Annotated in this window: 27 protein-coding genes; 18 read left to right on the forward strand and 9 right to left on the reverse strand. The window is 64.5% G+C overall.

What is annotated here, in order from left to right; genetic code table 11:
- Positions 1-29: 29 nt before the first annotated feature.
- The 3 genes from ACI3EV_RS05680 to gpmA all read right to left on the reverse strand — a co-directional run bounded on the left by ACI3EV_RS05680 (position 30) and on the right by gpmA (position 3,224).
- On the reverse strand, positions 30-803 hold the full coding sequence (locus ACI3EV_RS05680) for a HesA/MoeB/ThiF family protein (RefSeq protein ID WP_337692093.1): 774 nt from the start codon (positions 801-803) through the stop codon (positions 30-32).
- A gap of 8 nt (positions 804-811) precedes the next feature.
- Positions 812-2,314 carry a S41 family peptidase gene (locus ACI3EV_RS05685; protein WP_329771363.1) on the reverse strand — a complete coding sequence of 501 codons (1,503 nt, stop codon included), beginning with the start codon at positions 2,312-2,314 and terminating at the stop codon, positions 812-814.
- Between the two features lie 172 nt (positions 2,315-2,486).
- Positions 2,487-3,224, reverse strand: a complete 738-nt coding sequence (gpmA, locus tag ACI3EV_RS05690; RefSeq protein WP_329771362.1) for a 2,3-diphosphoglycerate-dependent phosphoglycerate mutase — start codon at positions 3,222-3,224, stop codon at positions 2,487-2,489.
- Between the two features lie 147 nt (positions 3,225-3,371).
- Between gpmA and ACI3EV_RS05695 the strand changes: the two genes are divergently transcribed.
- The 4 genes from ACI3EV_RS05695 (at position 3,372) to ACI3EV_RS05710 (ending at position 5,740) form a co-directional block, all read left to right on the forward strand.
- Positions 3,372-3,764, forward strand: a complete 393-nt coding sequence (locus tag ACI3EV_RS05695) for a rhodanese-like domain-containing protein (RefSeq protein ID WP_329771361.1) — start codon at positions 3,372-3,374, stop codon at positions 3,762-3,764.
- Positions 3,765-3,818: 54 nt separating this feature from the next.
- Positions 3,819-4,076: a glutaredoxin 3 gene (gene grxC / locus ACI3EV_RS05700; RefSeq protein ID WP_329771360.1), complete on the forward strand. Its 258-nt coding sequence runs from the start codon at positions 3,819-3,821 to the stop codon at positions 4,074-4,076.
- Positions 4,077-4,158: 82 nt separating this feature from the next.
- Entirely contained in the window at positions 4,159-4,614 is a 456-nt protein-coding gene (gene secB, locus ACI3EV_RS05705) for a protein-export chaperone SecB (protein ID WP_329771359.1), read from the forward strand.
- A 97-nt stretch (positions 4,615-4,711) separates the two neighbouring features.
- Positions 4,712-5,740, forward strand: a complete 1,029-nt coding sequence (locus tag ACI3EV_RS05710) for an NAD(P)H-dependent glycerol-3-phosphate dehydrogenase (protein WP_329771358.1) — start codon at positions 4,712-4,714, stop codon at positions 5,738-5,740.
- Positions 5,741-5,758: 18 nt separating this feature from the next.
- Here ACI3EV_RS05710 and ACI3EV_RS05715 read toward each other — a convergent pair whose 3' ends face one another.
- On the reverse strand, positions 5,759-6,610 hold the full coding sequence (locus ACI3EV_RS05715) for a ScpA family protein (protein ID WP_337692094.1): 852 nt from the start codon (positions 6,608-6,610) through the stop codon (positions 5,759-5,761).
- Positions 6,611-6,643: 33 nt separating this feature from the next.
- The gene (locus ACI3EV_RS05720) at positions 6,644-6,850 is read right to left on the reverse strand and encodes a DUF3460 family protein (RefSeq protein WP_329771357.1); all 207 of its coding nucleotides are present in this window, start codon (positions 6,848-6,850) and stop codon (positions 6,644-6,646) included.
- Between the two features lie 117 nt (positions 6,851-6,967).
- Between ACI3EV_RS05720 and bamE the strand changes: the two genes are divergently transcribed.
- Positions 6,968-7,498, forward strand: a complete 531-nt coding sequence (gene bamE / locus ACI3EV_RS05725; RefSeq protein ID WP_329771356.1) for an outer membrane protein assembly factor BamE — start codon at positions 6,968-6,970, stop codon at positions 7,496-7,498.
- An 18-nt stretch (positions 7,499-7,516) separates the two neighbouring features.
- Here bamE and ACI3EV_RS05730 read toward each other — a convergent pair whose 3' ends face one another.
- Both ACI3EV_RS05730 and metG read right to left on the reverse strand, forming a co-directional pair.
- Positions 7,517-9,250 (reverse strand): SulP family inorganic anion transporter, encoded by a 1,734-nt coding sequence (locus ACI3EV_RS05730; RefSeq protein WP_337692095.1) that lies wholly within the window; start codon positions 9,248-9,250, stop codon positions 7,517-7,519.
- A gap of 31 nt (positions 9,251-9,281) precedes the next feature.
- Positions 9,282-11,420, reverse strand: a complete 2,139-nt coding sequence (gene metG / locus ACI3EV_RS05735) for a methionine--tRNA ligase (RefSeq protein WP_337692096.1) — start codon at positions 11,418-11,420, stop codon at positions 9,282-9,284.
- A 177-nt stretch (positions 11,421-11,597) separates the two neighbouring features.
- Here metG and apbC point away from each other — a divergent pair, with 177 nt between their 5' ends.
- From apbC to hisD, 7 genes are all read left to right on the forward strand, one after another.
- Positions 11,598-12,695 (forward strand): iron-sulfur cluster carrier protein ApbC, encoded by a 1,098-nt coding sequence (gene apbC, locus ACI3EV_RS05740; protein ID WP_337692113.1) that lies wholly within the window; start codon positions 11,598-11,600, stop codon positions 12,693-12,695.
- An 80-nt stretch (positions 12,696-12,775) separates the two neighbouring features.
- Positions 12,776-13,702: an ABC transporter ATP-binding protein gene (locus ACI3EV_RS05745; protein WP_337692097.1), complete on the forward strand. Its 927-nt coding sequence runs from the start codon at positions 12,776-12,778 to the stop codon at positions 13,700-13,702.
- 71 nt (positions 13,703-13,773) lie between these two features.
- Complete coding sequence (locus ACI3EV_RS05750) at positions 13,774-14,514, forward strand: ABC transporter permease (RefSeq protein ID WP_329771429.1); 741 nt, start codon at positions 13,774-13,776, stop codon at positions 14,512-14,514.
- Between the two features lie 16 nt (positions 14,515-14,530).
- On the forward strand, positions 14,531-14,776 hold the full coding sequence (locus ACI3EV_RS05755) for a BolA family protein (protein ID WP_329771428.1): 246 nt from the start codon (positions 14,531-14,533) through the stop codon (positions 14,774-14,776).
- A gap of 43 nt (positions 14,777-14,819) precedes the next feature.
- Entirely contained in the window at positions 14,820-16,103 is a 1,284-nt protein-coding gene (gene murA, locus ACI3EV_RS05760) for a UDP-N-acetylglucosamine 1-carboxyvinyltransferase (RefSeq protein ID WP_337692098.1), read from the forward strand.
- A complete protein-coding gene (gene hisG, locus ACI3EV_RS05765) occupies positions 16,100-16,762 on the forward strand; it encodes an ATP phosphoribosyltransferase (protein WP_329771350.1) in 663 nt (220 codons plus the stop codon). Before murA ends, hisG begins: the two co-directional genes overlap by 4 nt.
- A gap of 99 nt (positions 16,763-16,861) precedes the next feature.
- A complete protein-coding gene (gene hisD / locus ACI3EV_RS05770) occupies positions 16,862-18,184 on the forward strand; it encodes a histidinol dehydrogenase (protein ID WP_329771349.1) in 1,323 nt (440 codons plus the stop codon).
- 92 nt (positions 18,185-18,276) lie between these two features.
- Here hisD and ACI3EV_RS05775 read toward each other — a convergent pair whose 3' ends face one another.
- Together ACI3EV_RS05775 and hisC are read right to left on the reverse strand one after the other, a co-directional pair.
- Positions 18,277-18,852, reverse strand: coding sequence for a superoxide dismutase family protein (locus ACI3EV_RS05775; protein ID WP_329771348.1), 576 nt, complete (start codon positions 18,850-18,852; stop codon positions 18,277-18,279).
- Positions 18,853-18,967: 115 nt separating this feature from the next.
- On the reverse strand, positions 18,968-20,041 hold the full coding sequence (gene hisC, locus ACI3EV_RS05780) for a histidinol-phosphate transaminase (protein WP_337692099.1): 1,074 nt from the start codon (positions 20,039-20,041) through the stop codon (positions 18,968-18,970).
- Between the two features lie 279 nt (positions 20,042-20,320).
- Here hisC and hisB point away from each other — a divergent pair, with 279 nt between their 5' ends.
- From hisB to ACI3EV_RS05810, 6 genes are all read left to right on the forward strand, one after another.
- Positions 20,321-20,932: an imidazoleglycerol-phosphate dehydratase HisB gene (hisB, locus tag ACI3EV_RS05785; RefSeq protein WP_329771346.1), complete on the forward strand. Its 612-nt coding sequence runs from the start codon at positions 20,321-20,323 to the stop codon at positions 20,930-20,932.
- Positions 20,932-21,579 carry an imidazole glycerol phosphate synthase subunit HisH gene (hisH, locus tag ACI3EV_RS05790; protein WP_337692100.1) on the forward strand — a complete coding sequence of 216 codons (648 nt, stop codon included), beginning with the start codon at positions 20,932-20,934 and terminating at the stop codon, positions 21,577-21,579. Before hisB ends, hisH begins: the two co-directional genes overlap by 1 nt.
- A gap of 65 nt (positions 21,580-21,644) precedes the next feature.
- The gene (hisA, locus tag ACI3EV_RS05795) at positions 21,645-22,394 is read left to right on the forward strand and encodes a 1-(5-phosphoribosyl)-5-[(5-phosphoribosylamino)methylideneamino]imidazole-4-carboxamide isomerase (RefSeq protein WP_329771344.1); all 750 of its coding nucleotides are present in this window, start codon (positions 21,645-21,647) and stop codon (positions 22,392-22,394) included.
- Positions 22,395-22,398: 4 nt separating this feature from the next.
- Entirely contained in the window at positions 22,399-23,241 is an 843-nt protein-coding gene (locus ACI3EV_RS05800) for a D-hexose-6-phosphate mutarotase (RefSeq protein ID WP_329771343.1), read from the forward strand.
- Positions 23,238-25,817, forward strand: coding sequence for an FtsX-like permease family protein (locus ACI3EV_RS05805; protein ID WP_337692101.1), 2,580 nt, complete (start codon positions 23,238-23,240; stop codon positions 25,815-25,817). Before ACI3EV_RS05800 ends, ACI3EV_RS05805 begins: the two co-directional genes overlap by 4 nt.
- 10 nt (positions 25,818-25,827) lie before the next feature.
- Positions 25,828-26,229: a group II truncated hemoglobin gene (locus ACI3EV_RS05810; protein WP_337692102.1), complete on the forward strand. Its 402-nt coding sequence runs from the start codon at positions 25,828-25,830 to the stop codon at positions 26,227-26,229.

Here is a 26,229-nt window from a genome sequence, read left to right on the forward strand (position 1 = left end):
AGTATGCCAGTAATGCGGCCCTGGACGTGTCAGACGATTCCGACATCGTGTAACGCCGCCGTGCCACAGACCAGGCAATGCGGGCGGCGTTGCAGGCCGATCGGCATGAAGGACATGCGCAGTGCGTCCAGCAGCAGCATGGAGCGGTGCAACTCGCTGTCGATACCGAGCAGCAGCTTGAGGGCTTCGGCGGCCTCGATGCAGCCGACGATGCCGACAATCGGTGCAAACACGCCCATGGTGGCGCAGCGTTCTTCCTCTGGCGGATGGGCCGGATCGAAGGTGCAGGCATAGCAGGGGCTGACGGCGTCGTGGGCGGCGCGCACGCCCATCTGTGCTTGGAAGCGGATGGCTGCGCCCCAGACCAGATGCGTCCCCTGGGCGACGCAGGCCTGGTTCACCAGCTGGCGTGTGGCGAAGTTGTCGGTGCAGTCCAGCACCACATCGGCATCGGCTGCCAGCGCGTTGAGCAGGGCGGCATCGGCACGCTGGTGCAGCGCACGCACCTCGATGGTGGAGTTGACCTGTTGCATGGCCTGGCGCACCGACAGCGTCTTTTCCATGCCTACACGCTGTTCGGTATGGGCGATCTGGCGCTGCAGATTGGTCAGGTCGACCGTGTCGTGATCCACCAGCGTGATACGGCCGACGCCGGCGCTGGCCAGGTAGAGTGCTGCCGGCGAACCGAGACCGCCAGCACCGATGATCACCACATGGGCGTCCAGCAGTTTCTGCTGCCCGTCCACGTCGATTTCGGGCAGCAGGATATGGCGCGAATAGCGCAGCAGCTGGGTGTCATCCATGGCTGGAATCAGCGCGAGGCAGGCGTGCTGGCGGGCTTGGCGCTGTCGCTGCCGGGAGACTCGTTGTTCTCTTCAGGCTCGCGTACCTTCTGTGTCTTGCTGACCTGGACCGGCTGGCCCTTGAGCTGGTTCAGCGCCTGGATCAGCGGGAAATCCTTCTCGCTGCCGTACTCGGGCAGGCGCAGCTCTTCCGGCTTTTTCTTCGAGTCGGCCTCGAGCTGTTTCAGGGCTTCGTCGCGCGCCTCCTCGCGCGCCTTTTCGGCCGCCGGGTCGAGCTTGTCAGCGCCGGACTGGCCGTTGCTGATGTGGTGATCCAAGTCGGCTTCACGCATGCGCAGGGCGGCGTAACGCGTGCCTTCGGCGGTTTCGTCCACCATCACGTCAGGCACGATGCCGGTGGCCTGGATCGCCTTGCCGGTGGGCGTGTAGTAGCGTGCGGTGGTGATCTTCAGGCCGGTATCGGGGCCGAGCGGGCGCACGGTCTGCACCGAGCCCTTGCCAAAGGTCTGGCTGCCCATGATGGTGGCGCGCTTGTAATCCTGCAGGGCGCCGGCCACGATCTCGCTGGCCGAGGCCGAGCCTTCGTTCACGAGTACCACCAGCGGCACATTCTTCAGGGCTTCAGGCAGTTCCTTCAGCGGATCCGTGGCGGTCAGCGTGCGCACATAGTCCTGCGGTACGGCACGATAGGTCTGGTTGCTTTCGGGGATCTGGCCCTTGGTGCTGACGATCACCTTGCCTTCGGGCAGGAAGGCCGCCGAGATGGCGATGGCAGCATCAAGCAGGCCACCCGGGTCATTGCGCAGGTCCAGCACCAGGCCCTTGAGGTTCGGGTCTGCGGCGTAGAGCTCGTTCACCTTGCGCACGAAATCGGGCACGGTGCGTTCCTGGAACTGCGTCAGGCGCACCCAGCCATAGCCGGGCTCGATCATCTTGCTGCGTACCGATTGCGTGCGGATCTCGGCACGCGTGATGGTGACCGGGAAGGTGCGGCTTTCGGCCTTGCGCCAGACAGTCAGCACGACCTTGGTGTTGGCTTCGCCGCGCATGCGCTTGACGGCATCGCTCAGCGACATGCCGCGTACTGCCTTGTCGTCGACGCGCGTGATCAGGTCGCCGGCCTGGATGCCGGCCTTGTCGGCCGGGGAGCCTTCAATCGGGGACACGACCTTGATCAGGCCGTCTTCCTGCGTGATCTCGATGCCGACACCGACGAACTTGCCGGAGGTGCTTTCGCGGAATTCCTTGTAGGCCTTCTTGTCGTAGTACTGGGAGTGCGGATCCAGACCGGACACCATGCCGGAAATGGCATCGGTGATCAGCTTCTTGTCGTCCACGGGCTCTACATAGCTGTTCTTGACCATGCCGAAGACGGCAGCCAGCTGCTGCAGCTCTTCAAGCGGCAACGGATCAGTCGTGCCGCGCGCCAGCGACTGTACCGAAACGGTAGCCATGGCACCCGCCAGGATGCCGGCGGAAACCCAGCCTGCCGCTTTCAACTTGGAACCCATGTATGCCCTCTCCTGTGGGGGAAATGTCTTTCGTGCAGGACTGACAGCAGGCTGTCAGTCAATCGCACCACTATACACGCTGCTTAAAAACCACAGGGCATGCACGCACCGACAGTTGTAACGCATCGTCAGGCGGGCATGCCCGGTGGCATGAAGCACAGCGCTTGGCTGTTTACTTGTTGGCGCCCTGGGCAGCCACGGCCTTGGCGGCTGCTTCGGCAGCGGCGGCATCGCCGAGGTAGTAGTGGCGGATCGGCTTGAGGTTTTCGTCCAGCTCGTACACCAGCGGGATGCCGTTGGGGATGTTCAGGCCGACGATCTCGGTTTCGGAGATGTCATCCAGGTACTTGATCAGGGCACGGATCGAGTTGCCGTGGGCGGCGATGACCACACGCTTGCCGGAGGTGATGGCAGGTGCGATGGACTCGTTCCAGAACGGCAGCACGCGCGCCACGGTGTCCTTCAGGCACTCGGTCAGCGGCACGTCGATGCCTTCGTAGCGGCGGTCGTCGCGTTCGCTGCGCGGATCATCGGCAGCCAGCGTCGGCGGCGGCGTGTCATAGCTGCGGCGCCAGACCAGCACCTGCTCATCACCGTATTTCTGCGCCGTCTCGGCCTTGTTCAGGCCCTGCAGGCCACCGTAGTGGCGCTCGTTCAGGCGCCAGGACTTGATCGTGGGCAGCCACTGGCAATCCATCGCGTCCAGGCAGTGCCACAGCGTGTGGATGGCGCGCTTGAGCACGCTGGTGTAGGCCAGGTCGAAATCGTAGCCGTTTTCACGCAGCAGCTTGCCAGCCTGCTGGGCCTGCTGCACGCCGGTGTCGGTCAGGTCGACATCGGTCCAGCCGGTGAAACGGTTTTCGAGGTTCCAGGTAGATTCGCCGTGGCGGATCAGGACGAGTTTGTACATGTCAGTGCTCACAATACAGGGGGGAACAGGGACTTTTCCGGGCGTTGTCACGCACGGGATAATCTACTATTTTAGAATCATCCTTGTCCTCTGGACATGTTTCACTCCCAAAAGAGGTTTTACGTGGATTTTTTGCTGAATAACTGGATGCTGGTCTTGGTTGCGCTGATGTCTGGTGGCATGCTGATCTGGCAGGTCAAGAATGGTGGCGGTGGCCAGGCTGGCCTGACTGTGGCCGATGCGGTGCAGAAGATGAACCGGGAAAAGGCCGTCATGGTCGATGTGCGTGACGCCGCCGAATACGGTGCTGAACGCATTGCCCAGTCCAAGCACGTGGCGCTGGCCGAACTAGCCGACAAGCTGCCGCAGGTGGTCAAGAACAAGAAGACCCCGGTGCTGTTCATCTGCTCCACCGGCATGCGCTCCGGCCGTGCCGCAGCCGTGGCGCGCAAGATGGGCTACGAGGAGTGCCATAACGTGGCCGGTGGCATGCGCAGCTGGAAAGCCGCCAACATGCCGCTGCAAGTCGCCAAGGCCTGATCCATGGGCCGGCCTGATGTGCCGGCTATCCCTTTTTCAAGAACAAGAAGACCGATGCAAGCTGTCACCATTTACACCACCCCGTATTGCCCGTATTGCGTCCGCGCCAAGATGCTGCTGGACGAGCGTGGCGTGACGGAACTCAACGAAATCCGTATCGACCAGGATCGTGAACTGCGCAAGCAGATGATCGAGCGCACCGGTCGCCGCACCGTGCCGCAGATCTATATCGGCGATCACCATGTCGGCGGCTGCGATGACCTGGTCGCGCTGGACCGCGAAGGCAAGCTGGAAGCCCTGCTGCAGGGCTGATGCCGGCTGCGCCGCGTCATGGCAGAACTGTCCCGAACAGCTGCCATAATGTTCTTTTACCGTAACCGCAAGGCAGATGACCATGGCAGAGACCGAGAACCAAGATCCCGTATTCAGCATTCAGCGCATGTACCTGAAGGAAGCATCGCTGGAGCAGCCCAATTCGCCCGCCATCCTGCTGGAGCAGGTGGCTCCTGGCGTGGACATCCAGCTCAGCGTAGGCAGTGAGCAGGTCGCTGACGGCATCTACGAAGTGGTGGTGACCGCCAACGTGCACACCAAGCTCGAGAGCCGCACCGTGTTCATGATCGAGGCGCGTCAGGCCGGCATCTTCGAGATCCGCAACCTGCCGGAAGAGCAGATGGGCGGCGTGCTCGGCGTGGCCTGCCCGCAGATCATCTACCCCTACCTGCGTGGCAACGTGGCTGACCTGATCCAGCGCGCCGGCTTCCCGCCCGTGCACCTGGCCGAGATCAACTTCCAGGCCATGTACGAGCACCAGCTGGCCGAGGCTGCCGAGCAGCCGCAAGTGCAATAATGGCAACCGGCGCAAGCCGGTGTTCCATGCTGTTCGGGGCGCTGCGGCGCCCTGAACTGTTTCTGCGTCGCGCTTGGCGGCGCTTCGGGAGAAAGGAATGAAGATTGCCGTCCTGGGCGCGGGCGCGTGGGGAACCGCCGTTGCCATCAGTGCCGCACAAGGCCACCACGTCGATCTGTGGACGCGCCAGCCAGCGCATGCCGAGGCGATGCGTACCGAAGGCGTGAACGTGCGCTACCTGCCGGGCATTCCGTTGCCGGAAGCGATCCGGGTACACGCGGGCCAGGCCACGGCTGCCGAGTTGCAGCAGCATGATCTGGTGATCGTGGCGACACCGACGGCGGCCTTGCGCGCACAGCTGCAGCAGCTGCGTGGCTGCCAGGTGCCGCTGGTCTGGCTCTGCAAGGGCTTCGAGCAGGTGCAGCCGGGCGCAGATTTTGGCCTGCTGCCGCATGAAGTGATGGCCGAAGTGGCGCCGGAGCTGCAGGCCGGCGTGCTGAGCGGCCCGAGTTTTGCCCAGGAAGTGGCGCACCAGCAGGCCACGGCGCTGGTGGTGGCAAGCCCGCAGGAAATAGTCTGCGAACGCGTGGTGGAAGCGCTGCACAACAGCACGCTGCGTGTCTACCGCAGCCAGGACTGGGTCGGCGTGGAAGTTGGCGGTGCGGTGAAGAACGTGCTGGCGATTGCCACTGGCGTGCTCGATGGACTGCGCGAATCCCTGGCACCGGGCCGGGCCGTACCCGGCCTGAATGCGCGTGCCGCCTTGCTGACACGCGGCCTGGCCGAGATGACGCGCCTGGGCGTGGCAATGGGGGCGCAGCCGGCTACTTTCATGGGCCTGAGCGGCATGGGTGACCTGGTGCTGACGGCCACTGGTGAGCTGAGTCGCAACCGCAAGGTCGGCCTGCTGCTGGCGCAGGGCATGAGTGCCGAGCAGGCGGTGCAAAGCCTGGGCCATGTGGCCGAAGGTGCCTACAGCGCGCGCACCGTGCTGGCGCGTGCGCAGACGCTGGGCGTGGACATGCCGATCACGCGCTGCGTGGTGGGCCTGCTGGATGGCAGCATCAACGCCGAACGCGCGGCGCGCTTCCTGATGGAGCGCGATGCCAAGACCGAGCACGAATAAGGCCGGCGGCGGGAAATATCAGCTTGGGGTAAAGGCCAGGCGCACGTAGATCGGCGCAAAGGCTTCGCCCTGGTTGATGTCGACCAGGCCTTCCTTGGCCAGTTCGAGCAGGGCGACAAAGGTGACGACCAGCACCGGTACGCCGAGTGAAGGGTCGAACAGTTCGCCAAACTCCAGGAAGCGTCGACCCTGCAATTGCTTGAGCACCAGGCTCATGTGCTCGCGCACACTGAGCTGTTCGCGGCCTATGCGGTGGTGCTGTACCAGCCGGGCGCGCTTGAGGATATCGGCCCAGGCCTGGCGCAAATCGTCCAGGTGCACGTCGGGAAAGCGCGGCTGCAGCGATTGCTCGATATGGCCATGGGCACGGAAGAAGTCGCGGCCGGCTTGCGGCACGGTAGCGAGCTGCGCCGCGGCCAGCTTGATGCGCTCATATTCCTGCAGGCGGCGCACCAGTTCGGCGCGCGGGTCTTCAGCTTCTTCGCCGTCGGCGGTCTTGCGTGGCGGCAGCAGCATGCGCGACTTGATCTCGATCAGCATGGCCGCCATCAGCAGGTATTCGGCGGCCAGCTCCAGGTTGCGGCTGCGGATTTCATCGACATATTCCAGGTATTGGCGCGTCACGGCGGCCATCGGAATATCGAGGATGTTGAAGTTCTGCTTGCGGATCAGGTAGAGCAGCAGGTCCAGCGGGCCCTCGAAGGCTTCGAGAAAGACCTCGAGCGCATCGGGCGGGATGTAGAGATCCTGCGGGACGGAAAACAGCGGTTCGCCATACAGCCGTGCCACGGCGATGTGGTCGACCACATCGGGCAGCTGCAGTTCGGGGTCAAGCGATACCTGACCCGCGTTGGACAGCGGGGTACTCACGCCAGCGGCAGACGGCAGGGCCGTCCTGGGGGATCAGTCGGGATTGGTGCCGTAGACGTAGGGCTTTTGCGCCACGCGGCCGGCCTCGTACTGGGCACGGACTTCCGGATCCTGCTCACGATCCCACAGCAGGGAGCGGCCATGGCGCTGTTGCGCCTCCAGCTCGGGATTCTGCTTTTTCAGGGCATTGATGAATTCGGTAGCCTCGGAGCGGTAATCAGGGCGGCGGAACAGATACATGATGCGACAATCCAGAGAAAATGAGACGCGCAACCAGGCGCAATGTCCTGTATTTTACCGTTTCCCGCAGCGATTGCGGGCCATCGGGCGCTGAGCCCATCTGAAGGAGTGATTGACATGCGTTTCCCGTTCCGTTCTTCCCGTGGCTGGTGGCTGGGTGCCGCGGCTGCTACCTTGTGCAGCGTGCTGTTGCTGCAGGGTTGTGACAACGAGCGCATCACCACCACCGAAGAAGGCTTTACCACCGAGAACGAGGTCTATGCCAAATGGGGCCAGCCGGAAAACGTCTGGGATGGCGCGGAGGGTGAACGCATCCTGGAATACAACCGCCAGCCGCAGGGCGTGGTCAACTACATGATCAGCATTGGCCCGGATGGCAAGGTGACGGCGCTGCGCCAGGTGCTGACGCGCGTCAACTTCGAGAAGGTGCAGCCCGGCATGATGATGGAGGATGTGCGCCGCATGCTGGGCAAGCCGGCGAAGCAGACGACTTATCCGATCAAGGGCGAGACCGTGTATATCTGGCGCTTCCGCGAAGGTAATGCGCTGAGCAACCAGTTTGTCGTGACCTTTGACCGCGATTTGCGCGTGCTGTCAACCACCATCACCGACGACCCGATGGATCCGCACAGCCCGGACAAGTCCTGATCAGCCGAGTCTGGCGGTTCAGACCGGTATCGGGTCAGCAGCGGGCCCGGTATCTGCATGCTTCAGGGCCGAGGCCGGCAGCATGGCAGTGGCTTCACGTAGCGCGTCCTGCAGCCGGTCGGCATGGCGTACGCCATGGCGTTGCAGCAGTTGCACGCGCTGCACCATGTCCTGGGGCTGGCGCTTGATGCCACACAGGATCAGCGTGATGCCACGGTTGTGGCAGATCTTGGCCAGGTGCAGCAGTTCTTCGGCACCTGAACTGTCGAGGTAGATCACGCCATCCAGGTCCAGCACGACGACACGGCGTGGCAGCTGCTTTTCCAGATCCTGGATCAGCTTGACGGCACCGAAGAACAGTGCGCCGTGCAGCTGGCGTACCTGCATGTCGCCGGGGTTCCAGCGCGGGATGTCGCTGTATTGGCCGGGTTCTACCGTGTCGGCATAGGTCAGGCTGGAAATGCGGTAGATGAAGGTCAGGCAGGTAGCAACCAGGCCGACCTCGACCGCCACCGTCAGGTCGAACACCACGGTCAGCAGGAATACTGCCAGCAGCGTGATGCGGTAGGGCATGCGGTAGCTGCGCAGACGCGAGAACTCGCGCCACTGGCCGATGTTGAAGGCGGTGAACATCATGATCGCGGCCAGTGTCGGCAGCGGGATGTTGGCGGCCAGCGGGGCTGCCAGCAGCACGATCAGCAACAGCGCCAGCGCGTGCACCATGCCGGCAATCGGGCTGGTGGCACCACTGCGGAAGTTGGTGTAGGTGCGTGAAATCGTGCCGGCTGCCGGCATGCCGCCAAACAGCGGCGTGATGACGTTGGCCGTGCCTTGCGCCATCAGCTCCTGGTTCGGGTTGTGGCGCTCGTCGAGCAGGTTGTCGGCGACGCGCGCGCACAGCAGCGATTCGATGGCACACAGGATGGCCAGGGTCAGCGCCGGCATGAACAGGAAGCGCGTGGTTTCCCAGTCCATGGCGGGCAGCGTCATGCCCGGGAAATCGGCGGGAATGCCGCCAAAACGCGAGCCGATGGTCTCGACCGGCAGTTGCAAGACAGTGGTTGCCAGACTGCCGATGATCAGGGCGATGATGGTGCCGGGGATGATGTTCAGCTTGCCGCGCACGTTCGGCTGGTCTGGCCCGGAGGCCGGCATCAGGCGCTGCCAGCCCAACAGTACCAGCGAGGTGACCAGCGCCAGTCCGAGTGCGTAGTAGTTGACCGTGTGCAGGTGCGTCCAGAGCGTCGACACAATGCCGAAGAAGCCGCTCGGCATCTTCTCGATGCTGAGGCCGAGGAAATCGCGCAGCTGCGACAGGATGATCAGCGCTGCAATGCCGTTGGTAAAGCCGATCACCACCGCCACCGGAATGAAGCGGATCAGCGTGCCGAGCCGGAACAGCCCCATCAGGAACAGCATGATGCCGGACATCATGGTGGCGATCAGCAGGTTGGGAATGCCGTAGCGTTCGACGATGCCGTAGACGATCACGATGAAGGCGCTGGACGGCCCGCCGATCTGGATGCGGCAGCCGCTGAACAGCGCGATCAGGAAGCCGGCCATGATGGCGGTGATCAGTCCGGTGCCCGGTGGCAGGCCGCTGGCAATGGCAAAGGCCAGCGCCACCGGCAGTGTCATCAGGCCGACGGTGATGCCGGCCGTGGTGTCGTGTACCAGACGCTGGCGGTTGTAGCCGCGCAGCGCGCGCAGGATGCTGGGCCGGAAGATCAGGATCGAGGAAGGCAGCTGCATGGTGGTACCCAGTCGTCCGGCGTGCGGGCCGTCAGTGGATGCGCATGCCCGGCTGTGCGCCCGGGAATGGCTCCAGCACGTAGATGCCGGGCTGGGCGGCCTCGTCGGCATGGCTGGCGGCCAGCACCATGCCTTCGCTGATGCCAAACTTCATCTTGCGCGGAGCCAGGTTGGCGACCAGCACGGTGAGCTTGCCGGCAAGTTGTTCGGGTTGGTACATGCTGGCGATGCCGCTGAACACATTGCGTGTCTTCGGCTGGCCGTGCTCGTCCTTTTCGCCGGCATCGAGCGTGAGTTGCAGCAGCTTGGTCGAGCCTTCAACCGCCTTGCACTCCAGGATTTTGGCGATGCGCAGATCCACCTTGGCAAAGTCCTCGATGCCGATCACTGGGGCCAGTGGCTCGCCACCGGGCGCGTTGGGATCGACCACGGGAGCGGCTGCCTTCTTGCCGGCTTTCTTTTCGGGTGCCTTGGCTGCTGCTGCATCCGCCGGCGGTTCGAACAGGGCGTCGAGCTGCTTGGCATCGACGCGCTGCATCAGGTGCCTGAATTCGTCCATCTGGTGGCCTTCGCCGAGCGCGCGGGCGGCATCGGCAAAGTTTTCTGGCGGCAGGATCAGCAGGTGCGCGACCTGGGCCGCCAGCTGTGGCAGGATCGGCTTGAGGTAGATGGTGAGCACGCGGAAGGCCTCGATGCACAGCGTGCAGACCTGGTGCAGGCGCAGCTCCTGGCCTTCCTGCTTGGCCAGTTCCCAGGGCTTGTGCTGGTCGACATAGACGTTGACCTTGTCGGCCAGCGCCATGATCTCGCGCACGGCGCGGGCAAAGTCGCGGCCTTCGTAGAGGCTGGCGATGTGGCTGCCGGCCTGTTGCAGCTCGGCCAGCAGGGCGCTGCCCTGGTCGTCCAGCGTGCCCAGCTTGCCGCCAAAGCGCTTGGTCAGGAAGCCGGCCGAGCGCGAGGCGATGTTGACGAACTTGCCGATCAGGTCGGCGTTGACGCGTGCCATGAAGTCGTCGGCGTTGAAATCGATGTCCTCGTTGCGACCGTTGAGCTTGGCGGCGAGGTAGTAGCGCAGCCACTCGGGGTTCATCTTGAGGCTCAGGTACTTGAGCGGATCCAGGCCGGTGCCGCGGCTTTTGCTCATCTTTTCGCCGTTGTTCACGGTCAGGAAGCCGTGCACGAAGATGGCATCGGGCGTCTTGCGGCCGCTGAAGTGCAGCATGGCCGGCCAGAACAGGGTGTGGAAGGTGATGATGTCCTTGCCAATGAAGTGGTACTGCTCCAGATCGGGATCGTTGACATAGCCTTCGTAATCGACACCCTGCAGGCTCAGCAGGTTCTTCAGGCTGGCCAGGTAGCCGACCGGCGCGTCCAGCCAGACGTAGAAGTACTTGCCCGGCGCATCGGGAATCTCGATGCCGAAATAGGGCGCATCGCGCGAGATGTCCCAGTCGCCCAGCTGGGCCTTGCCGGATTCGTCCGGCTGGAACCATTCGCGGATCTTGTTGAGCACCTCGGGCTGTACGTGCGGGACGCCGCGAGCATTGGTGCTGGCAGTCCACTGCTGCAGGAATTCGATGGCGCGCGGATCGGACAGGGTAAAGAAGAAGTGCTCGCTCTGGCGCAGCTCGGGTCTGGCACCGGACAGCGCGGAGTAGGGTTCGATCAGCTCGGTCGGGCTGTAGACGGCGCCGCAGACCTCGCAGTTGTCGCCGTACTGATCCTTGGCGTGGCACTTGGGGCATTCGCCCTTGATGAAGCGGTCGGGCAGGAACATGCCCTTGTCGGGATCGTAGAACTGCTCGATGGTGCGCGATTCGATCAGGCCGGACTGCTTCAGGTCACGGTAGATGGATTGCGCCAGTTCGGTGTTTTCCGGGCTGTCGGTGCTGTACCAGTGGTCGTGGCTGATGTGGAAGCCATCCAGGTACTGCTTGCGGCCAGCGGCGATATCGGCCACGAACTGCTGCGGCGTCTTGCCGGCCTTTTCGGCGGCGATCATGATGGGCGCGCCGTGGGCATCGTCGGCACCGACAAAGCGGACATCGTGGCCCTGCATGCGCTGGAAACGCACCCAGATATCGGCCTGGATGTACTCCATGATGTGACCGATGTGGAAAGTGCCATTGGCATAGGGCAGGGCGGTGGTGACAAACAGTTTGCGCGACATGGGACGGGAAAATCGGGTAATGACAAGACTTGCCGGCAGTGCGGGACTGCAGCAGAAAGCATCATTCTACTGGCGGCTGTCATTCCGGTGCAGCGACAAGACCGTGCCCGACAACGGACACTCGCCATTCGCTACACTTGCCGGCATTCCTGACATCACATGCAAGAGGTATTTCCGATGACGATTCCTGCTTCCCTGCTGCAGGCCCTGGCCGGCGTGACCGATGAACTGGGCCAGCCGCTGGCAACCGAGAAGACGATCAAGAACCTGGTCTGGACCGGCGGCTCGCTGAGCTTCACGCTGGAAATGGGCTATCCGGCGGCCAGCCAGCACGAGCGTATCCGCGCCGAGCTGCAGCAGGCCGCCGCCGCGCTGCCCGATGTGCGCACGGTGCAGGTCGACATCGGCACGCGCGTGATCGCCCATGTGGTGCAGTCCGGTCTGCAGCTGATCAAGGGCGTGAAGAACGTGGTGGCGGTGGCTTCCGGCAAGGGGGGCGTGGGCAAGAGCACGACGGCATCCAACCTGGCGCTGGCGCTGGCCGCCGAAGGCGCACGCGTCGGCCTGCTCGATGCCGACATCTACGGCCCGAGCGTACCGACCATGATGGGCGTCCACGGCCGCCCGCAATCGCTGGACAACAAGAGCATGGAGCCGCTGGAATCGCATGGCGTGCGCCTGATGTCGATCGGCTTTCTGGTGGGCGAGGACCAGGCCATGGTCTGGCGCGGCCCGATGGCCTCGCAGGCGCTGGACCAGCTGCTGTACCAGACCAACTGGGGCCGCCCGGACGACGAACTCGACTATCTGGTGGTAGACATGCCGCCCGGTACCGGTGATATCCAGCTCTCGCTGAGCCAGCGCGTGCCGGTCACCGGCACCGTGATGGTGACGACGCCGCAGGACATTGCCTTGATCGACGTGAAGAAGGGCATCGACATGTTCCAGAAGGTCGGCGTGCCGATCCTGGGCGTGGTGGAAAACATGGCCATGCACGTGTGCAGCCAGTGCGGCCACACCGAGCACATCTTCGGCCACGAAGGCGGCAAGCGTCTGGCCGAGCAGCAGGGCATGCGCTATCTGGGCGCGCTGCCGCTGGCCATGCATATCCGAGAACAGGCCGACAGCGGCCAGCCGACCGTGGTGTCGGCACCGGACAGCGAGGCGGCCGGCATCTACCGCAGCATTGCGCGCCAGGTCGGCTGCCTGATCGCCGCGCGTGGCAAGGACTACAGCCACAAGTTCCCCACCATCAAGGTGTCGCACAGCAGCTGATCTTGCCTGACTGCGCCCGGGGCGGACCAAGTGCCCCGGTCGTGGCAGGAAATGTAAGGGAAAGCTAGAATAGCGGGTTCATGTCTGCCATATCCATCCAATCCCTTACCAAGACCTATCCGCGACGCGGCAACGCGCCGGCTGTGCATGCGCTCGACAACGTCAGCTTCGATATCCAGCACGGCGAATTCTTCGGCCTGCTGGGTCCGAACGGCGCGGGCAAGACCACACTGATTTCCATCCTGGCCGGGCTGGCCCATGCCAGCAAGGGCACCATCCGGGTGCACGGCCATGATGTGCGCGCCAACTATATCGAGGCGCGACGCCACCTTGGCATCGTGCCGCAGGAACTGGTGTTCGACCCCTTTTTCACGGTGCGCGAGGCGCTGCGTTTCCAGTCCGGCTATTTCGGCATGCGCAACAACGATGCCTGGATCGACGAACTGCTGCACAGCCTGGGGCTGGCCGACAAGGCACAGTCGAACATGCGCCAGCTCTCGGGCGGCATGAAGCGCCGCGTGCTGGTGGCGCAGGCGCTGGTGCACAAGCCGCCGGTCATCGTGCTGGATGAGCCCACCGCCGGTGTCGACGTCGAGCTGCGCCAGACGCTGTGGAAGTTTGTCTCCGAGCTGAACCGCCAGGGCCATACCGTGCTGCTGACCACGCACTACCTGGAAGAAGCCGAGGCACTGTGCCATCGCATTGCCATGCTGAAGCAGGGCAAGCTGCTGGCGCTGGAAAAGACCAGCACGCTGCTGGCAGGCGCCAGTGCCAGCGTGCTGCACTTCAAGACTGACTCGCCGCTGCCGCCAGCCGTGGCCGCCAAGGCCCGCGTCACTGGCCGCATGGTCGAGCTGCCGGCGCAGTCGCCGGACGAGATCGAGCACTACCTGGGTGCCATGCGCACCGCCGGCGTGCGCGTGGAAGACATCGAGATCCGCAAGGCGGATCTGGAAGACGTATTCCTTACCCTGATGCAGGGCAAGGGCGGGGAGGTGCGCGCATGAGTGGCGATCAGATCCGCAAGGGCGGTTTTGCCGGCCTGGAGGCCGTGCAGGCCCCGAACGACGGCTGGAAGATGTTGTTGTACAAGGAAGTGCTGCGCTTCTGGCGCGTCGGCTTCCAGACGATTGCAGCCCCGGTGCTGACCGCGGTGCTCTACCTGATGATCTTCGGCCATGTGCTGAGTGATCGCGTGCAGGTCTATCCGGGCGTGAGCTACGTGGCCTTTCTGGTGCCCGGCCTGGTGATGATGAGCATGCTGCAGAACGCCTTTGCCAACAGTGCTTCCAGCCTGGTGCAGAGCAAGATCATGGGAAACCTGGTGTTCGTGCTGATGACGCCGATGCATGCCTGGCACTGGTTCATCGCCTACGTGGGCGCGGCACTGTTCCGCGGCCTGCTGGTGGGGCTGGGTGTCTATCTGGTGACGCTGATCTATGCGCCGCCGCAAGCCGCTTCCATCGTCTGGATCCTGGTCTTTGCCGTGATGGGCAGTGGCCTGATGGGAACGCTGGGCCTGCTGGCCGGCCTGTGGGCCGACAAGTTCGACCAGATGGCGGTGTTCCAGAACTTCATCGTGATGCCGATGACCTTTCTGGCCGGCGTGTTCTACTCGATCCATTCGCTGCCAGCCTTCTGGCAATTCCTGAGCCACCTGAATCCGTTCTTCTACATGATTGACGGCTTCCGCTACGGCTTTTTTGGCGTGAGCGACGTCTCCCCCTGGCTGAGCCTGGGCATCGCCGGCAGCGTGCTGCTGCTGGTGTCTGCCTTGTGCATGTATCTGCTCAGGACGGGTTACAAGCTGCGTACCTGATATCCTAGACACCATGATGACTGCTGACGAACTGCGTTCCCTTCTTGCCGCCGGCCTGCCGTGTGACCACCTCGAAGTCGAGGGCGATGGTCGCCACTGGTTTGCCGTGATCGTGTCCCCGGTGTTCGAGGGCAAGCGCCTGATCGCGCGCCACCAGCTGGTGTATGCTGCCCTGGGCGAGCGTATCCAGACCGACGAGGTGCATGCGCTCTCCATGAAGACCATGACGCCGGCCGAGTGGGCGCAGCTGTCTGAGGCCTGATTTCCTTCCGGCCGATTCCTTTTTCTCCTCACAGAATTTCCACATGGACAAACTCCTGATCCGTGGCGGCAAGTCCCTCAACGGGACGATTGCCATCTCCGGCGCCAAGAACGCCGCACTGCCCGAAATGTGTGCCACGCTGCTGACCAGCGAACCGGTGCGCCTGCACAATGTGCCGCGCCTGCGCGACGTCGCCACCATGCGCCGCCTGCTGGAAAACATGGGTGTCCAGATCCAGACCCACGGCGAGCGTGGCGGCATGAGCTTCCAGGCCGCCGACCCGGTCAACTCCGAAGCGCCGTACGAGCTGGTCAAGACCATGCGCGCTTCGGTGCTGGCGCTGGGTCCGCTGCTGGCGCGTACCGGCCATGCGCGTGTCTCGCTGCCGGGCGGCTGCGCGATTGGCGCACGCCCGGTGGAGCAGCACATCAAGGGCCTGCAGGCCATGGGTGCCGAGATCCGTGTCGAACACGGCTATATCGAGGCCAGCCTGCCGGCCGGCCAGAAGAGCCTCAAGGGTGCCAGCATCACCACCGACATGATTACGGTGACCGGTACCGAGAACTTCCTGATGGCGGCCACGCTGGCCGAAGGCACCACGGTGCTGGAAAACGCCGCGCAGGAACCGGAAATTCCCGATCTGGCCGAGATGCTGATCAAGATGGGCGCGAAAATCAGCGGCCATGGCACCAGCCGCATCGTGATCGAGGGCGTGGACAAGCTGCACGGCTGCGAGCATGCCGTGGTAGCCGACCGTATCGAGTGCGGCACCTTCCTGTGCGCCGTGGCTGCCACTGGTGGCGATGTGCTGCTGGAACATGGCCGTGCCGAGCATCTGGACGTGGTGGTCGACAAGTTGCGTGAAGCCGGCGTCGAGATCACGAGCGAAGGCAATGGCATCCGTGTGCGCGCCGCCGGCCCGGCCTGGCAGCACTTGAAGGCACAGAGTTTCCGTACCACCGAATATCCGGGCTTCCCGACCGACATGCAGGCGCAGTTCATGGCCCTGAACGCCGTGAGCCAGGGCAGCAGCCTGGTCACCGAAACGATTTTCGAGAACCGCTTCATGCACGTGAGCGAGCTGTCGCGCCTGGGTGCCAACATCACCATCGATGGCAAGAATGCCATGGTGGAAGGCGTGGAGCGCCTGTCCGGTGCGACCGTGATGGCGACCGACCTGCGTGCCTCTGCCGGCCTGGTGATTGCCGGCCTGGTGGCCGAAGGCGAAACCACCGTGGACCGCATCTACCACCTGGACCGTGGCTACGACCAGATGGAAGTCAAGCTGCGCGCGCTCGGTGCCGACATCGAACGGGTGGCCGGATGATCACGCTGGCGCTGTCCAAGGGGCGTATTTTCGACGAGACCCTGCCGCTGCTGGCGGCGGCCGGCATCGAGGTGCTGGAAAGCCCGGAAAGCTCGCGCAAGCTGATCCTGCCGACCAACCAGCCGGATATGCAGGTGGTGCTGGTACGCGCCACCGACGTGCCGACCTATGTGCAGTACGGCGGTGCCGACCTGGGCGTGGTGGGCAAGGACACCCTGATCGAGCATTGCGCCGAATGGGGCCAGACGAGCCTGTTCCAGCCGCTGGACCTGCAGATTGCGCGCTGCCGCATGAGTGTGGCGGTGCCGGAGGGCTTTGACTACGCCGGCAAGGTGAAACAGGGCGCGCGCCTGCGTGTGGCGACCAAGTACGTCAACATCGCGCGCGAGTTCTTCGCCGAGAAGGGCGTGCACGTGGACATCATCAAGCTCTACGGCAGCATGGAACTGGCCCCGCTGATCGGCATGGCCGATGCCATCGTGGACCTGGTGTCCACGGGCGGCACGCTCAAGGCCAACAAGCTGGTCGAGGTCGAGCACATCATGCCGATCAGCTCGCGCCTGGTGGTGAACCAGGCTTCGCTCAAGCTGCAGCAGGAGCCGATCCGCCGCCTGATCGATACCTTTGCCGCGGCCATTGCCGAACCGGCTGCGGCCTGATGCCGGTGGCGCGGCCTGATCCGTGCCATCGCTTTTTCCTATCCTGCCCATGCCAGCGGCCCGCGTGACCACGCGGGCCATTTCGCTTACAGTAATCGCATGACTACCCTGAAAGCCACCCCCCTGCGTCTGTCCACTTCCCAGCCTGATTTCGAGAGCGCCTTCCAGGCACGCCTGCACTGGAGCGCCGATACCGATGCCGCCATCGAGCAGCGCGTGGCCGATATCCTGGCCGACGTGCAGCAGCGGGGCGATGCCGCCGTGATCGAGTACACCGCACGCTTTGACCAGCTGCCGGTGGACAGCATGGCGGCGCTGGAGCTGAACCAGGCCGAACTCAAGGCCGCCTTCGACAGCCTGCCCGAAGACCAGCGCAGCGCGCTGCAGGATGCCGCCGCGCGCGTGCGCAGCTACCACGAGGCGCAGAAGCGCGCGAATGGCGAAAGCTGGACCTACCGCGATGCCGATGGCACGCTGCTGGGCCAGAAGGTCACGCCGCTGGACCGTGTCGGCATCTATGTGCCGGGCGGCAAGGCGGCCTATCCGTCTTCCGTGCTGATGAACGCGATCCCGGCGCATGTGGCTGGCGTGCAGGACATCATCATGGTGGTTCCGACGCCGGGCGGCGAAAAGAATCCGCTGGTGTTGGCCGCCGCTCATGTGGCCGGTGTCAGCCGCGCTTTCACCATTGGTGGTGCGCAGGCGGTGGCGGCGCTGGCCTATGGCACGGCAACGATTCCCCAGGTGGACAAGATCACCGGACCGGGCAATGCCTATGTGGCTAGCGCCAAGCGCCGCGTGTTTGGCACCGTCGGCATCGACATGATTGCCGGCCCAAGCGAAATCCTGGTGCTGGCCGATGGCAGCACGCCGGCCGACTGGGTGGCGATGGACCTGTTCAGCCAGGCCGAGCATGACGAACTGGCGCAATCGATCCTGCTGTGCCCGGATGCGGCCTACATCGATGCGGTACAGGAGGCGATCGACCGCCTGCTGCCGGAGATGCCGCGCGCGGAGATCATCGCCAAGAGCCTGAATGGCCGTGGTGCGCTGATCCACACCGCCAGCATGGAAGAGGCTTGTGCCATCAGCAACCGCATTGCGCCCGAGCACCTGGAAGTCAGCAGCAACGATCCGCACCGCTGGGAGCCGCTGCTCAAGCACGCTGGCGCGATCTTCCTCGGCGCCTACACCAGCGAGAGCCTGGGTGACTATTGCGCCGGTCCGAACCACGTGCTGCCGACCAGCGGAACCGCGCGTTTCAGCTCGCCGCTGGGCGTCTACGATTTCCAGAAGCGCAGTAGCCTGATCGAGGTGAGCGAGCAGGGCGCGCAGGTACTGGGCCGCATCGCCAGCGTGCTGGCCCATGGCGAAGGGCTGCAGGCCCACGCACGCGCCGCCGAGATGCGCCTGAAGGACTGAGCGCGCCTGACGCAGTAACGACAACGGGAGCCCGCAGGCTCCCGTTTTGCATGCTGGCTGCCGGCCTGGACCGGCAGTCAGCCTTCAGGCCATCACTTGTAGTCGGTGACGATGCCGCAGCTGATGCGCGCACCGGCGTTGCCGGTGGGCTGTGCCGTGTAGTCGTCGTCATCGGCGTGCACGATCACGGCCTTGCCGATCACGCTGTTGGCACCGCTCAGGGCCACGGTTTCGCTGGTGACGTCAACCAGGGCCACGCCCTTGGAGTCGGAACGCAGGGCCGGCAGGTCACCCACGTGGTGGTTGCCGGCGCCGTGCATGCCGTGCGGCTGCTTGGTCGGGTTGAAGTGGCCGCCAGCCGCGTTGCCGGCGTCAGCGCAGGAACCATTCTGGTGCACGTGGAAAGCGTGCCAGGCGTTCGGCTTCAGGCCGCTGATGCTGCCGGTGATCAGGACGGCGCCTTCCTTCTGTTCGAACTTCAGTTTGCCCTTGGCGCTGCTGTCAGCCGTGGTCGGGGCGAGTTCGGCCAGGATGCCGCTCTTCTTTTCGGCGGGCTTGGCGGCCGCCTGGGGTGCTGCCGGCTTCTTGGCGTCGGTAGCGCAGGCACCCAGCAGGGCGATGGAGGCAGTGGCCAGGACGGCGGCCGCGGTGCGGGACATGAGAGTCATGATCAGGTTCCTTGAAGGGGCGATGTTGTTGTCTCGGGCCTGCGTCGGTGTGCAGGCAGCCATCCAGCACTGTAGAGCCCGATCATGACGGTTGTGTGAAGATGTTGCAGGCGTTTCAGGCTTGCAGGATCTCCGTCAGCGCGGCCACCAGCTGCTGGCATTCGGCATCGGTACCGATGGAGATGCGCAGGAAGGCATCGATGCGCGGCTTGGCGAAATGGCGCACGATGATGGAGCGATCGCGCAGGGCCTGCGCCAGGGCCGCACCTGCATGCTGCGGGTGACGCGCAAACACGAAGTTGGCGGCCGACGGCAGTACCTCGAAACCGAGCTGTTGCAGTTCGGTCACGAGCTGCTCGCGCGTGGCGATGACCTGGCGGCATGTCTGCTGGAAATAGTCCTCATCCTCGAGCGAGGCGACGGCACCGGCCAGCGCCAGCCGGTCCAGCGGGTAGGAGTTGAAGCTGTTCTTGACACGCTCCAGCGCCTCGATCAGGCCGGCGTGGCCCATGGCAAAACCGATGCGCATGCCGGCCAGCGAGCGGCTCTTGGAGAAGGTATGCACCACCAGCAGGTTGGGGTATTTGTCCACCAGCGCTACGGCACTGCTGGCGCCGAAATCGACATAGGCCTCATCGACCAGCACCACCGCCTGCGGGTTGCCGGCGACGATCTGCTCGACCTCGTCCAGGCTCAAGGGGCGGCCGGTCGGGGCGTTCGGGTTGGCGAAGATGATGGCGCCGGCGCGACGATCAGCTTGCGGCAGGTAGTCCTGCACGCGGATGCCGAACTGCTCGTCCAGTGGGATCAGTTCGTGGTCGATGCCGTAGAGCTTGCAGTAGGTCGGGTAGAAGCTGTAGGTGATGTCCGGGTACCAGAGTGGATCGTCATGCTTGAGCAGCGCCATGAAGGCATGCGCCAGCACCTCGTCCGAGCCGTTGCCGACAAACACCTGTTCCGGCTGCAGGCCGTGGCGGCGCGCCAGCGTCTGGCGCAGCTGGTCGGCGTTTGGGTCCGAGTACAGGCGCAGGCTGTCGCTGGTGGCGGCGCGCATGGCTTCCAGCGCGCGCGGCGACGGGCCGTAGGGATTTTCGTTGGTGTTGAGCTTGATCAGGCGTTCCAGCTTGGGCTGTTCGCCGGGGACGTAAGGAGTCAGCGCGTGGACGATGGCGCTCCAGTAGCGGTTCATGCGGGGCTTCCGGAAAGAGGCTAAAACACGAATGTTAGCAGTCTGCGCGGGTATCGCTGCCGGAGCGGCCGATTGCCCCGGGAAGATGCGACAATCGGAGTCTTTCCCGGAGGGGTCTGCAACGTTGCGAAGGTGCATCAACGGGACACGATCTGCGTGTCCTGGCGCCATCGGCTGGCAAAGGGTTTCTACAATGCCCGGATACCGGCTGCACGCCTGCAGGCCGTGATGTTGTCGTGTACCGGCGGTCTGGCTGCCGGTCACTTTTCGAGAGTTGTCATGAGTAGCACACAAGCGCTGCCGGCGCGCACCGCAGAGGTCAGCCGCAAGACCGCAGAAACCGATATTACCGTGTCCATCAATCTGGACGGCACCGGCGTGTCACGGCTGGAAAGCGGTATCGGCTTTCTGGATCACATGCTGGAGCAGATTGCCCGCCATGGCCTGATCGACATGGACGTCCGCTGCCAGGGCGACTTGCACATCGACGGCCACCACACGGTGGAAGATATCGGCATCACCTTTGGCCAGGCGGTAGCGCGTGCCGTGGGTGACAAGCGTGGCCTGCGTCGCTACGGCCATGCCTATGTGCCGCTGGACGAGGCGCTGAGCCGCGTCGTGATCGACCTGTCCGGCCGCCCCGGCATGACGTTCGAGGTGCCGTTTACCGCTGCCATGATCGGCCAGCTGGATACGCAGCTGGTGTACGAATTCTTCCAGGGCTTTGTCAACCATGCCGGCGCCACGCTGCATATCGACAACCTGCGCGGCATCAACGCGCACCACCAGTGCGAAACCGTATTCAAGGCCTTTGGCCGCGCGCTGCGCATGGCGCTGGAGCACGATGACCGTGCTGCCGGCATGATTCCTTCTACCAAAGGCAGCCTTTGATGCACAGACCCTCGGTCGCGATTGTCGATTACGGCATGGGCAACCTGCGCTCGGTACAGCAGGCCGTGCTGCACGGCGCAGAAGCCGGTCTTGACGTGGTCATTGCGCAGCAGCCGGAGCAGATCCGCGCGGCCGAGCGCGTGATCCTGCCCGGGCAGGGCGCCATGCGCGACTGCATGCAGCACCTGCGTGACAGCGGCATGATGGAGGCCCTGCTCGAGGCGGCGGCCAGCAAGCCCTTTTTTGGCGTTTGCGTCGGCATGCAGATGCTATTGCAGCACAGCGAGGAAGGCGATACCGCCAGCCTGGGCCTGATTCCGGGCGAGGTACGCCGCTTCCGGCTGGAGGGCAAGACCCAGCCCGACGGCAGCCGCTTCAAGGTGCCGCAAATGGGCTGGAATCAGCTGCACATCACGCGACCGCATCCGCTCTGGAATGGCATTGCCGACCAGACCTGGTTCTATTTCCTGCACAGCTACTATGCCGATCCGGCACAGTCTGAACACTCAGTGGGTGAGGCCGATTATGGCGGCCGCTTTACCGCGGCTGTGGCGCGCGACAACCTGTTCGCCACCCAGTTCCACCCGGAAAAGAGTGCCGCTGCCGGCCTGGCGCTGTACCGCAACTTTCTCTACTGGAAGCCCTGACATCGGCTGATGACGGCTTCTGCTTTTTTCCTTCCTTTCCCGTTCGTGTTTTTCCGAGAACCACCATGCTGCTGATTCCCGCCATCGACCTCAAAGACGGCCAATGCGTTCGCCTGCAACAGGGCGACATGAACCGTGTCACGACCTTCAACACCGATCCGGTAGAACAGGCGCTGCACTGGCTGGAGCAGGGGGCCCGCCGCCTGCACCTGGTGGACCTGAACGGTGCCTTTGCCGGCAAGCCCAAGAACCTGGGCGTGGTGAAGGAAATCCTGCAGGAAATCGACGGCGAGATCCCAGTGCAGCTGGGTGGCGGTATCCGTGACCTGGACACCATCGAGCAGTACATCGATGCCGGCATGCGTTATGTCATCATCGGCACGGCCGCGGTGAAGAACCCCGGCTTCCTGGCCGATGCCTGCAGCGCGTTTGGCGGCCACATCATCGTTGGCCTGGATGCCAAGGACGGCAAGGTCGCGACCGACGGCTGGAGCAAGCTGACCGGCCACGAAGTCACCACGCTGGCGAAGAAATACGAAGACCTGGGTGTGGAAAGCATCATCTACACCGATATCGGCCGTGACGGCATGCTGAGCGGCGTGAATATCGAGGCCACGGTGCGCCTGTCGCAGGCCAGCAGCATCCCGGTGATCGCTTCCGGCGGCCTGTCCAACATGGCTGACATCGAGCAGCTGTGCGCGGTCGAGGACGAAGGCGTGGTCGGCGTGATTGCCGGCCGTGCCATCTACAGCGGCGATCTGGATTTTGCCGCAGCCCAGGATCGCGCTGACGAGCTGGGCCAGCAGCAAGGCTGAGCGCGTGACAGACAGCGCCGATCTGTTGCAGCTGCAGGCCCCGGACGGGGCCCGTGCCACGCTGTCGCTGTTCGGTGGCCAGCTGCTGTCCTGGAGCACGCCGGATGGGCTGGAACGCTTTTACCTGAGCCCGCAAGCCGTGCGTGATGGCAGTGCCGCCATCCGCGGTGGCGTGCCGGTGTGCTGGCCGCAGTTCAACCGGCGCGGGCCGCTGCCCAAGCATGGCTTTGCCCGGCTGTCACGCTGGCGCGTACAGTCGCAGCAGGCCGACTGTGCCGTGCTGCAGCTGGCGCTGGACGATGTGCCGGCGCAACTGTTGCATGATGCGCAAGGTCAGACCGTCTGGCACCATCCCTTTGCGCTGGAGCTGGAGGTGCAGCTGCTGCCCGGTGCGCTGGCGCTGACGCTGCAGGCGCGCAACACGGGTGATCAGCCCTTCCGCTTTACCACCGCCTTGCACAGCTATCTGGCGGTGGACGACATTGCTGCCTTGCGCATCCGCGGTGCCGATGGCCTGCGCTACTGGGATGCGGTGGCCGGTGCCGATCCGGAGTTTCTGCAGCAGCAGGGCGACATCACGTTCAGCGGCGAAACCGATCGCGTCTATCCGCGCCTGCCGCAGGTGCAGTTGATCGAGCCGGGTCGCCAGCTGTGGCTGGAACAGCCGGACAGTATGCAGCAAAGCGTGGTCTGGAATCCCGGCGCAGCCTTGTGCGCCACGCTGGCCGATCTGCCAGCTAATGACTACCGCCATTTTGTCTGCGTCGAAGCAGCGCAGATCGATGACGAGGTGGAGCTGCAGCCGGGCGCCGTCTGGCGCGGCGGCCAGCGTCTGCGCCTGGCATGAGCAGCGTGCGGCGCATGCCGTTCTGGCAGCTAGGCTGGCGCAACCTGTGGCGCGATGTGCGCTCGGGCGAGCTTGGCATGCTGGTGCTGGCGGTGCTGCTGGCGGTGGCGGCGCTGACGGCAGTCGCCTTCTTTTCAGACCGGCTGGATCGGGCGCTACAGCGTGATGCGGCGCAGCTGCTGGGCGGCGATGTGGTGGTCAGTGCCGACCATGCGATTCCGGCGGCTTTCATCGAGCAGGCCGAGGCGCTGGGCTTGCGCCATGCGCAGACCCTGACTTTCCCGACCATGGCGCGCGTAGCGCCAGAGCAGGGCATGGCGGCGCGGCTGGTATCACTCAAGGCGGTGGATCAGGGGTACCCGCTGATCGGTCAGCTGCGCGTGAGCGAGGATCCGGCCTGGCAGAACGGCATGCCGGATCACGGTCTGGCGCAAGGTCCGGCCGCCGGCGAAGCCTGGGCCGAACCGGCGCTGTTCGATGCGCTCGGCCTGCGCCCCGGCGATACGCTGATGCTGGGCGAGAGCGCCTTCCGCCTGAGCCGGGTACTGACGCTGGAGCCGGACCAGGGCAACAGCCTGGTCAGTTTTGCCCCGCGCGTGATGATTCCGATGGCTGATCTGGCGGCCACAGAACTGGTGCAGCCGGCCAGCCGGATCCGCTACCGGCTGCCGCTGGCCGGGCCGGAGGCGGCGGTACAGGCGTATGTGCAATGGGCCGAGCTGCAGCTGAAGCAGCCGGACAGGCGCGGCATTGAGGTGCGCACACTGGACCAGGATGGCGGCAACCCGCAGTTGCAGAAGACGCTGGACCGTGCCGGCAACTTCCTGAATCTGGTGGCGCTGCTGGCAGCGTTGCTGAGTGCCGTGGCCGTGGCGCTGGCCGCGCGTGCCTTTGCCGCGCGCCATCTGGACGATTGCGCCATCTTGCGTGTGCTCGGCGTACGCCAGCGCACCATGGCGGCTGCCTATACGATGGAATTCGTGCTGCTGGGTGTGCTCGGCAGTGTGCTGGGGCTGTTGCTGGGCTATCTGGTGCACCTGGCTTTTGCCAGCCTGCTGGCCGGGCTGGTCAAGACGACCTTGCCGGCCGCTGGCTGGCAACCGCTGGCGCTCGGCCTGGGTGTGGGGTTGACCTTGTTGCTGGCCTTTGGCCTGCCGCCGGTGCTGCAGCTGGCCGGTACGCCGCCACTGCGCGTGATCCGGCGCGAGGCCGGGCAGCTCAAGCCGGCATCGCTGCTGACGGTATTGCTGGGCGTAGGCGGATTCGCGCTGCTGCTGCTGGCCAGCAGCAGCGATCGGACGCTGGGCATGATCGCCGTGGCCGGCTTTGGCGTGGCGGTGCTGCTGTTTGCCGCACTGGGCTGGCTGGTGTTGTGGGCGCTGCGCCGCGTCCTGCATTCCGCGACCGGAGAACGCTTGCCGCGCTGGCTGGCGATGGCGCTGCGCCAGATCACGGTGCGGCCATGGCGCGCGGTGATCCAGATCAGCAGTCTGGCGTTGGGGCTGCTGTCGCTGCTGTTGCTGGTACTGGTGCGTACCGATCTGGTCGATGGCTGGCAGCAGGTGACACCGGCCGATGCGCCCAACCGTTTTGTCATCAACATCATGCCGGACCAGGCCGAGGCCTTCCGCCAGACGCTGCTGGACGGCGGCGTAACCCAGTTTGACTGGTACCCGATGGTGCGCGGCCGGCTGGTGGCCATCAATGGCCAGCCGGTCAGTCCGGACAACTTTACCGAGGACCGAGCACGTCGGCTGGTCGATCGAGAATTTAACTTGAGCTACAGCGCCGAGCCGCCGACGCACACCCCGATCGTCGCCGGCCAATGGCAGGCCGGTGCGGCCGATGGCATCAGCATGGAGCAGGGCATCATGGAAACGCTGCAGCTGCAACTGGGCGACCGGCTGCAGTTCGACATGGGGGGCGTGCTGCGCGAGGCCCGCATTAGCTCGGTACGCGAGGTGGACTGGGCTTCGATGCACGTGAACTTCTTTGCCATGTTCCCGCAGGCTTCGCTGGGCGATGAGGTGGCGGTGACCTGGATCACCGCCTACCGCAACCCGGCGCCCGTAGCGGGGCAGGCCAGCCTCGATACACGGCTGCTGCAGACTTTTCCCAACATCACGCAGATCGACATGAGCAGCACGATCCAGCAGCTGCAACGCGTGCTGGCGCAGGTGATCCGGGCGGTGGAGCTGCTGTTCGGCTTTGGCCTGGCGGCAGGCGTGGTGGTGCTATTTGCCATGGTCGGTGCCTCACGCGAGGAGCGTGCGCGCGACATGGCGATCATGCGTGCCGTGGGGGCCAGCCGTGGCCTGCTGGCACGCATCCAGAGTACCGAGCTGATCGGTACCGGTGCACTGGCTGGCCTGCTGGCCAGCGTGGTGGCGTTGGCGCTGGCCTGGCTGCTGGCGCGGCAGGTGTTTGGTTTTGCCTGGGTGCCGATCCCGTGGATCGTGCCGGTGGGCATGCTGGCGGGGGCCGCACTGGCCTGGGCCGCCGGCTGGTGGAGCCTGCGCGGCCTGCTGTCACGGCCAGTGATGGCGACCTTGCGCAGCGTGACGCAGGAAGGATGACGACAAGGACATGACGGAACAACAGCAGCCGGCAACGGTATTTGAATGGCTGGGCGGCGAAGCGGGCATCCAGACGCTGGTGATGCGCTTCTACGACCTGATGGACCTGGAGCCCGGCTACCGCGAACTGCGCGAGACGCATGGCCCGGACCTGGAGCGGGCGCGCCAGCACCTGTTCTGGTTCCTGTGCGGCTGGAGCGGCGGCCCGGACTATTTTGTCGAGCGCTTTGGCCATCCGCGCCTCAAGGCGCGCCATCTGCCATTCAAGATTGGTATCCGCGAGCGTGACCAGTGGGTAGCCTGCATGGACCAGGCGATGGGCGAGGTCGGTGTGGATCTGGCGCTGCATGCGCGGCTCAACGACAGCTTTTTCCAGACCGCCGACTGGATGCGCAACCAGGCCGGCGCCTGA

The sequence above is a fragment of the Allobrachymonas wangyanguii genome (genome assembly GCF_045055315.1).
Lineage (GTDB): Bacteria > Pseudomonadota > Gammaproteobacteria > Burkholderiales > Burkholderiaceae_C > Brachymonas > Brachymonas wangyanguii.

Bases quoted from the DNA above. Each gene is read 5' to 3' on its own strand.
- metG (WP_337692096.1), bottom strand. From the start codon at position 11,420: ATGTCGCGCAAACTGTTTGTCACCACCGCCCTGCCCTATGCCAATGGC.
- ACI3EV_RS05730 (WP_337692095.1), bottom strand. From the start codon at position 9,250: ATGCAGCTGCCTTCCTCGATCCTGATCTTCCGGCCCAGCATCCTGCGC.
- hisH (WP_337692100.1), top strand. From the start codon at position 20,932: ATGCACAGACCCTCGGTCGCGATTGTCGATTACGGCATGGGCAACCTG.
- hisA (WP_329771344.1), top strand. From the start codon at position 21,645: ATGCTGCTGATTCCCGCCATCGACCTCAAAGACGGCCAATGCGTTCGC.
- hisB (WP_329771346.1), top strand. From the start codon at position 20,321: ATGAGTAGCACACAAGCGCTGCCGGCGCGCACCGCAGAGGTCAGCCGC.
- hisG (WP_329771350.1), top strand. From the start codon at position 16,100: ATGATCACGCTGGCGCTGTCCAAGGGGCGTATTTTCGACGAGACCCTG.
- hisC (WP_337692099.1), bottom strand. From the start codon at position 20,041: ATGAACCGCTACTGGAGCGCCATCGTCCACGCGCTGACTCCTTACGTC.
- ACI3EV_RS05755 (WP_329771428.1), top strand. From the start codon at position 14,531: ATGACTGCTGACGAACTGCGTTCCCTTCTTGCCGCCGGCCTGCCGTGT.
- ACI3EV_RS05710 (WP_329771358.1), top strand. From the start codon at position 4,712: ATGAAGATTGCCGTCCTGGGCGCGGGCGCGTGGGGAACCGCCGTTGCC.
- ACI3EV_RS05805 (WP_337692101.1), top strand. From the start codon at position 23,238: ATGAGCAGCGTGCGGCGCATGCCGTTCTGGCAGCTAGGCTGGCGCAAC.
- ACI3EV_RS05680 (WP_337692093.1), bottom strand. From the start codon at position 803: ATGGATGACACCCAGCTGCTGCGCTATTCGCGCCATATCCTGCTGCCC.
- ACI3EV_RS05720 (WP_329771357.1), bottom strand. From the start codon at position 6,850: ATGTATCTGTTCCGCCGCCCTGATTACCGCTCCGAGGCTACCGAATTC.
- grxC (WP_329771360.1), top strand. From the start codon at position 3,819: ATGCAAGCTGTCACCATTTACACCACCCCGTATTGCCCGTATTGCGTC.
- secB (WP_329771359.1), top strand. From the start codon at position 4,159: ATGGCAGAGACCGAGAACCAAGATCCCGTATTCAGCATTCAGCGCATG.
- gpmA (WP_329771362.1), bottom strand. From the start codon at position 3,224: ATGTACAAACTCGTCCTGATCCGCCACGGCGAATCTACCTGGAACCTC.
- ACI3EV_RS05695 (WP_329771361.1), top strand. From the start codon at position 3,372: ATGCTGGTCTTGGTTGCGCTGATGTCTGGTGGCATGCTGATCTGGCAG.
- apbC (WP_337692113.1), top strand. From the start codon at position 11,598: ATGACGATTCCTGCTTCCCTGCTGCAGGCCCTGGCCGGCGTGACCGAT.
- ACI3EV_RS05775 (WP_329771348.1), bottom strand. From the start codon at position 18,852: ATGACTCTCATGTCCCGCACCGCGGCCGCCGTCCTGGCCACTGCCTCC.
- ACI3EV_RS05685 (WP_329771363.1), bottom strand. From the start codon at position 2,314: ATGGGTTCCAAGTTGAAAGCGGCAGGCTGGGTTTCCGCCGGCATCCTG.
- hisD (WP_329771349.1), top strand. From the start codon at position 16,862: ATGACTACCCTGAAAGCCACCCCCCTGCGTCTGTCCACTTCCCAGCCT.
- ACI3EV_RS05750 (WP_329771429.1), top strand. From the start codon at position 13,774: ATGTTGTTGTACAAGGAAGTGCTGCGCTTCTGGCGCGTCGGCTTCCAG.
- ACI3EV_RS05745 (WP_337692097.1), top strand. From the start codon at position 12,776: ATGTCTGCCATATCCATCCAATCCCTTACCAAGACCTATCCGCGACGC.
- ACI3EV_RS05810 (WP_337692102.1), top strand. From the start codon at position 25,828: ATGACGGAACAACAGCAGCCGGCAACGGTATTTGAATGGCTGGGCGGC.
- bamE (WP_329771356.1), top strand. From the start codon at position 6,968: ATGCGTTTCCCGTTCCGTTCTTCCCGTGGCTGGTGGCTGGGTGCCGCG.
- murA (WP_337692098.1), top strand. From the start codon at position 14,820: ATGGACAAACTCCTGATCCGTGGCGGCAAGTCCCTCAACGGGACGATT.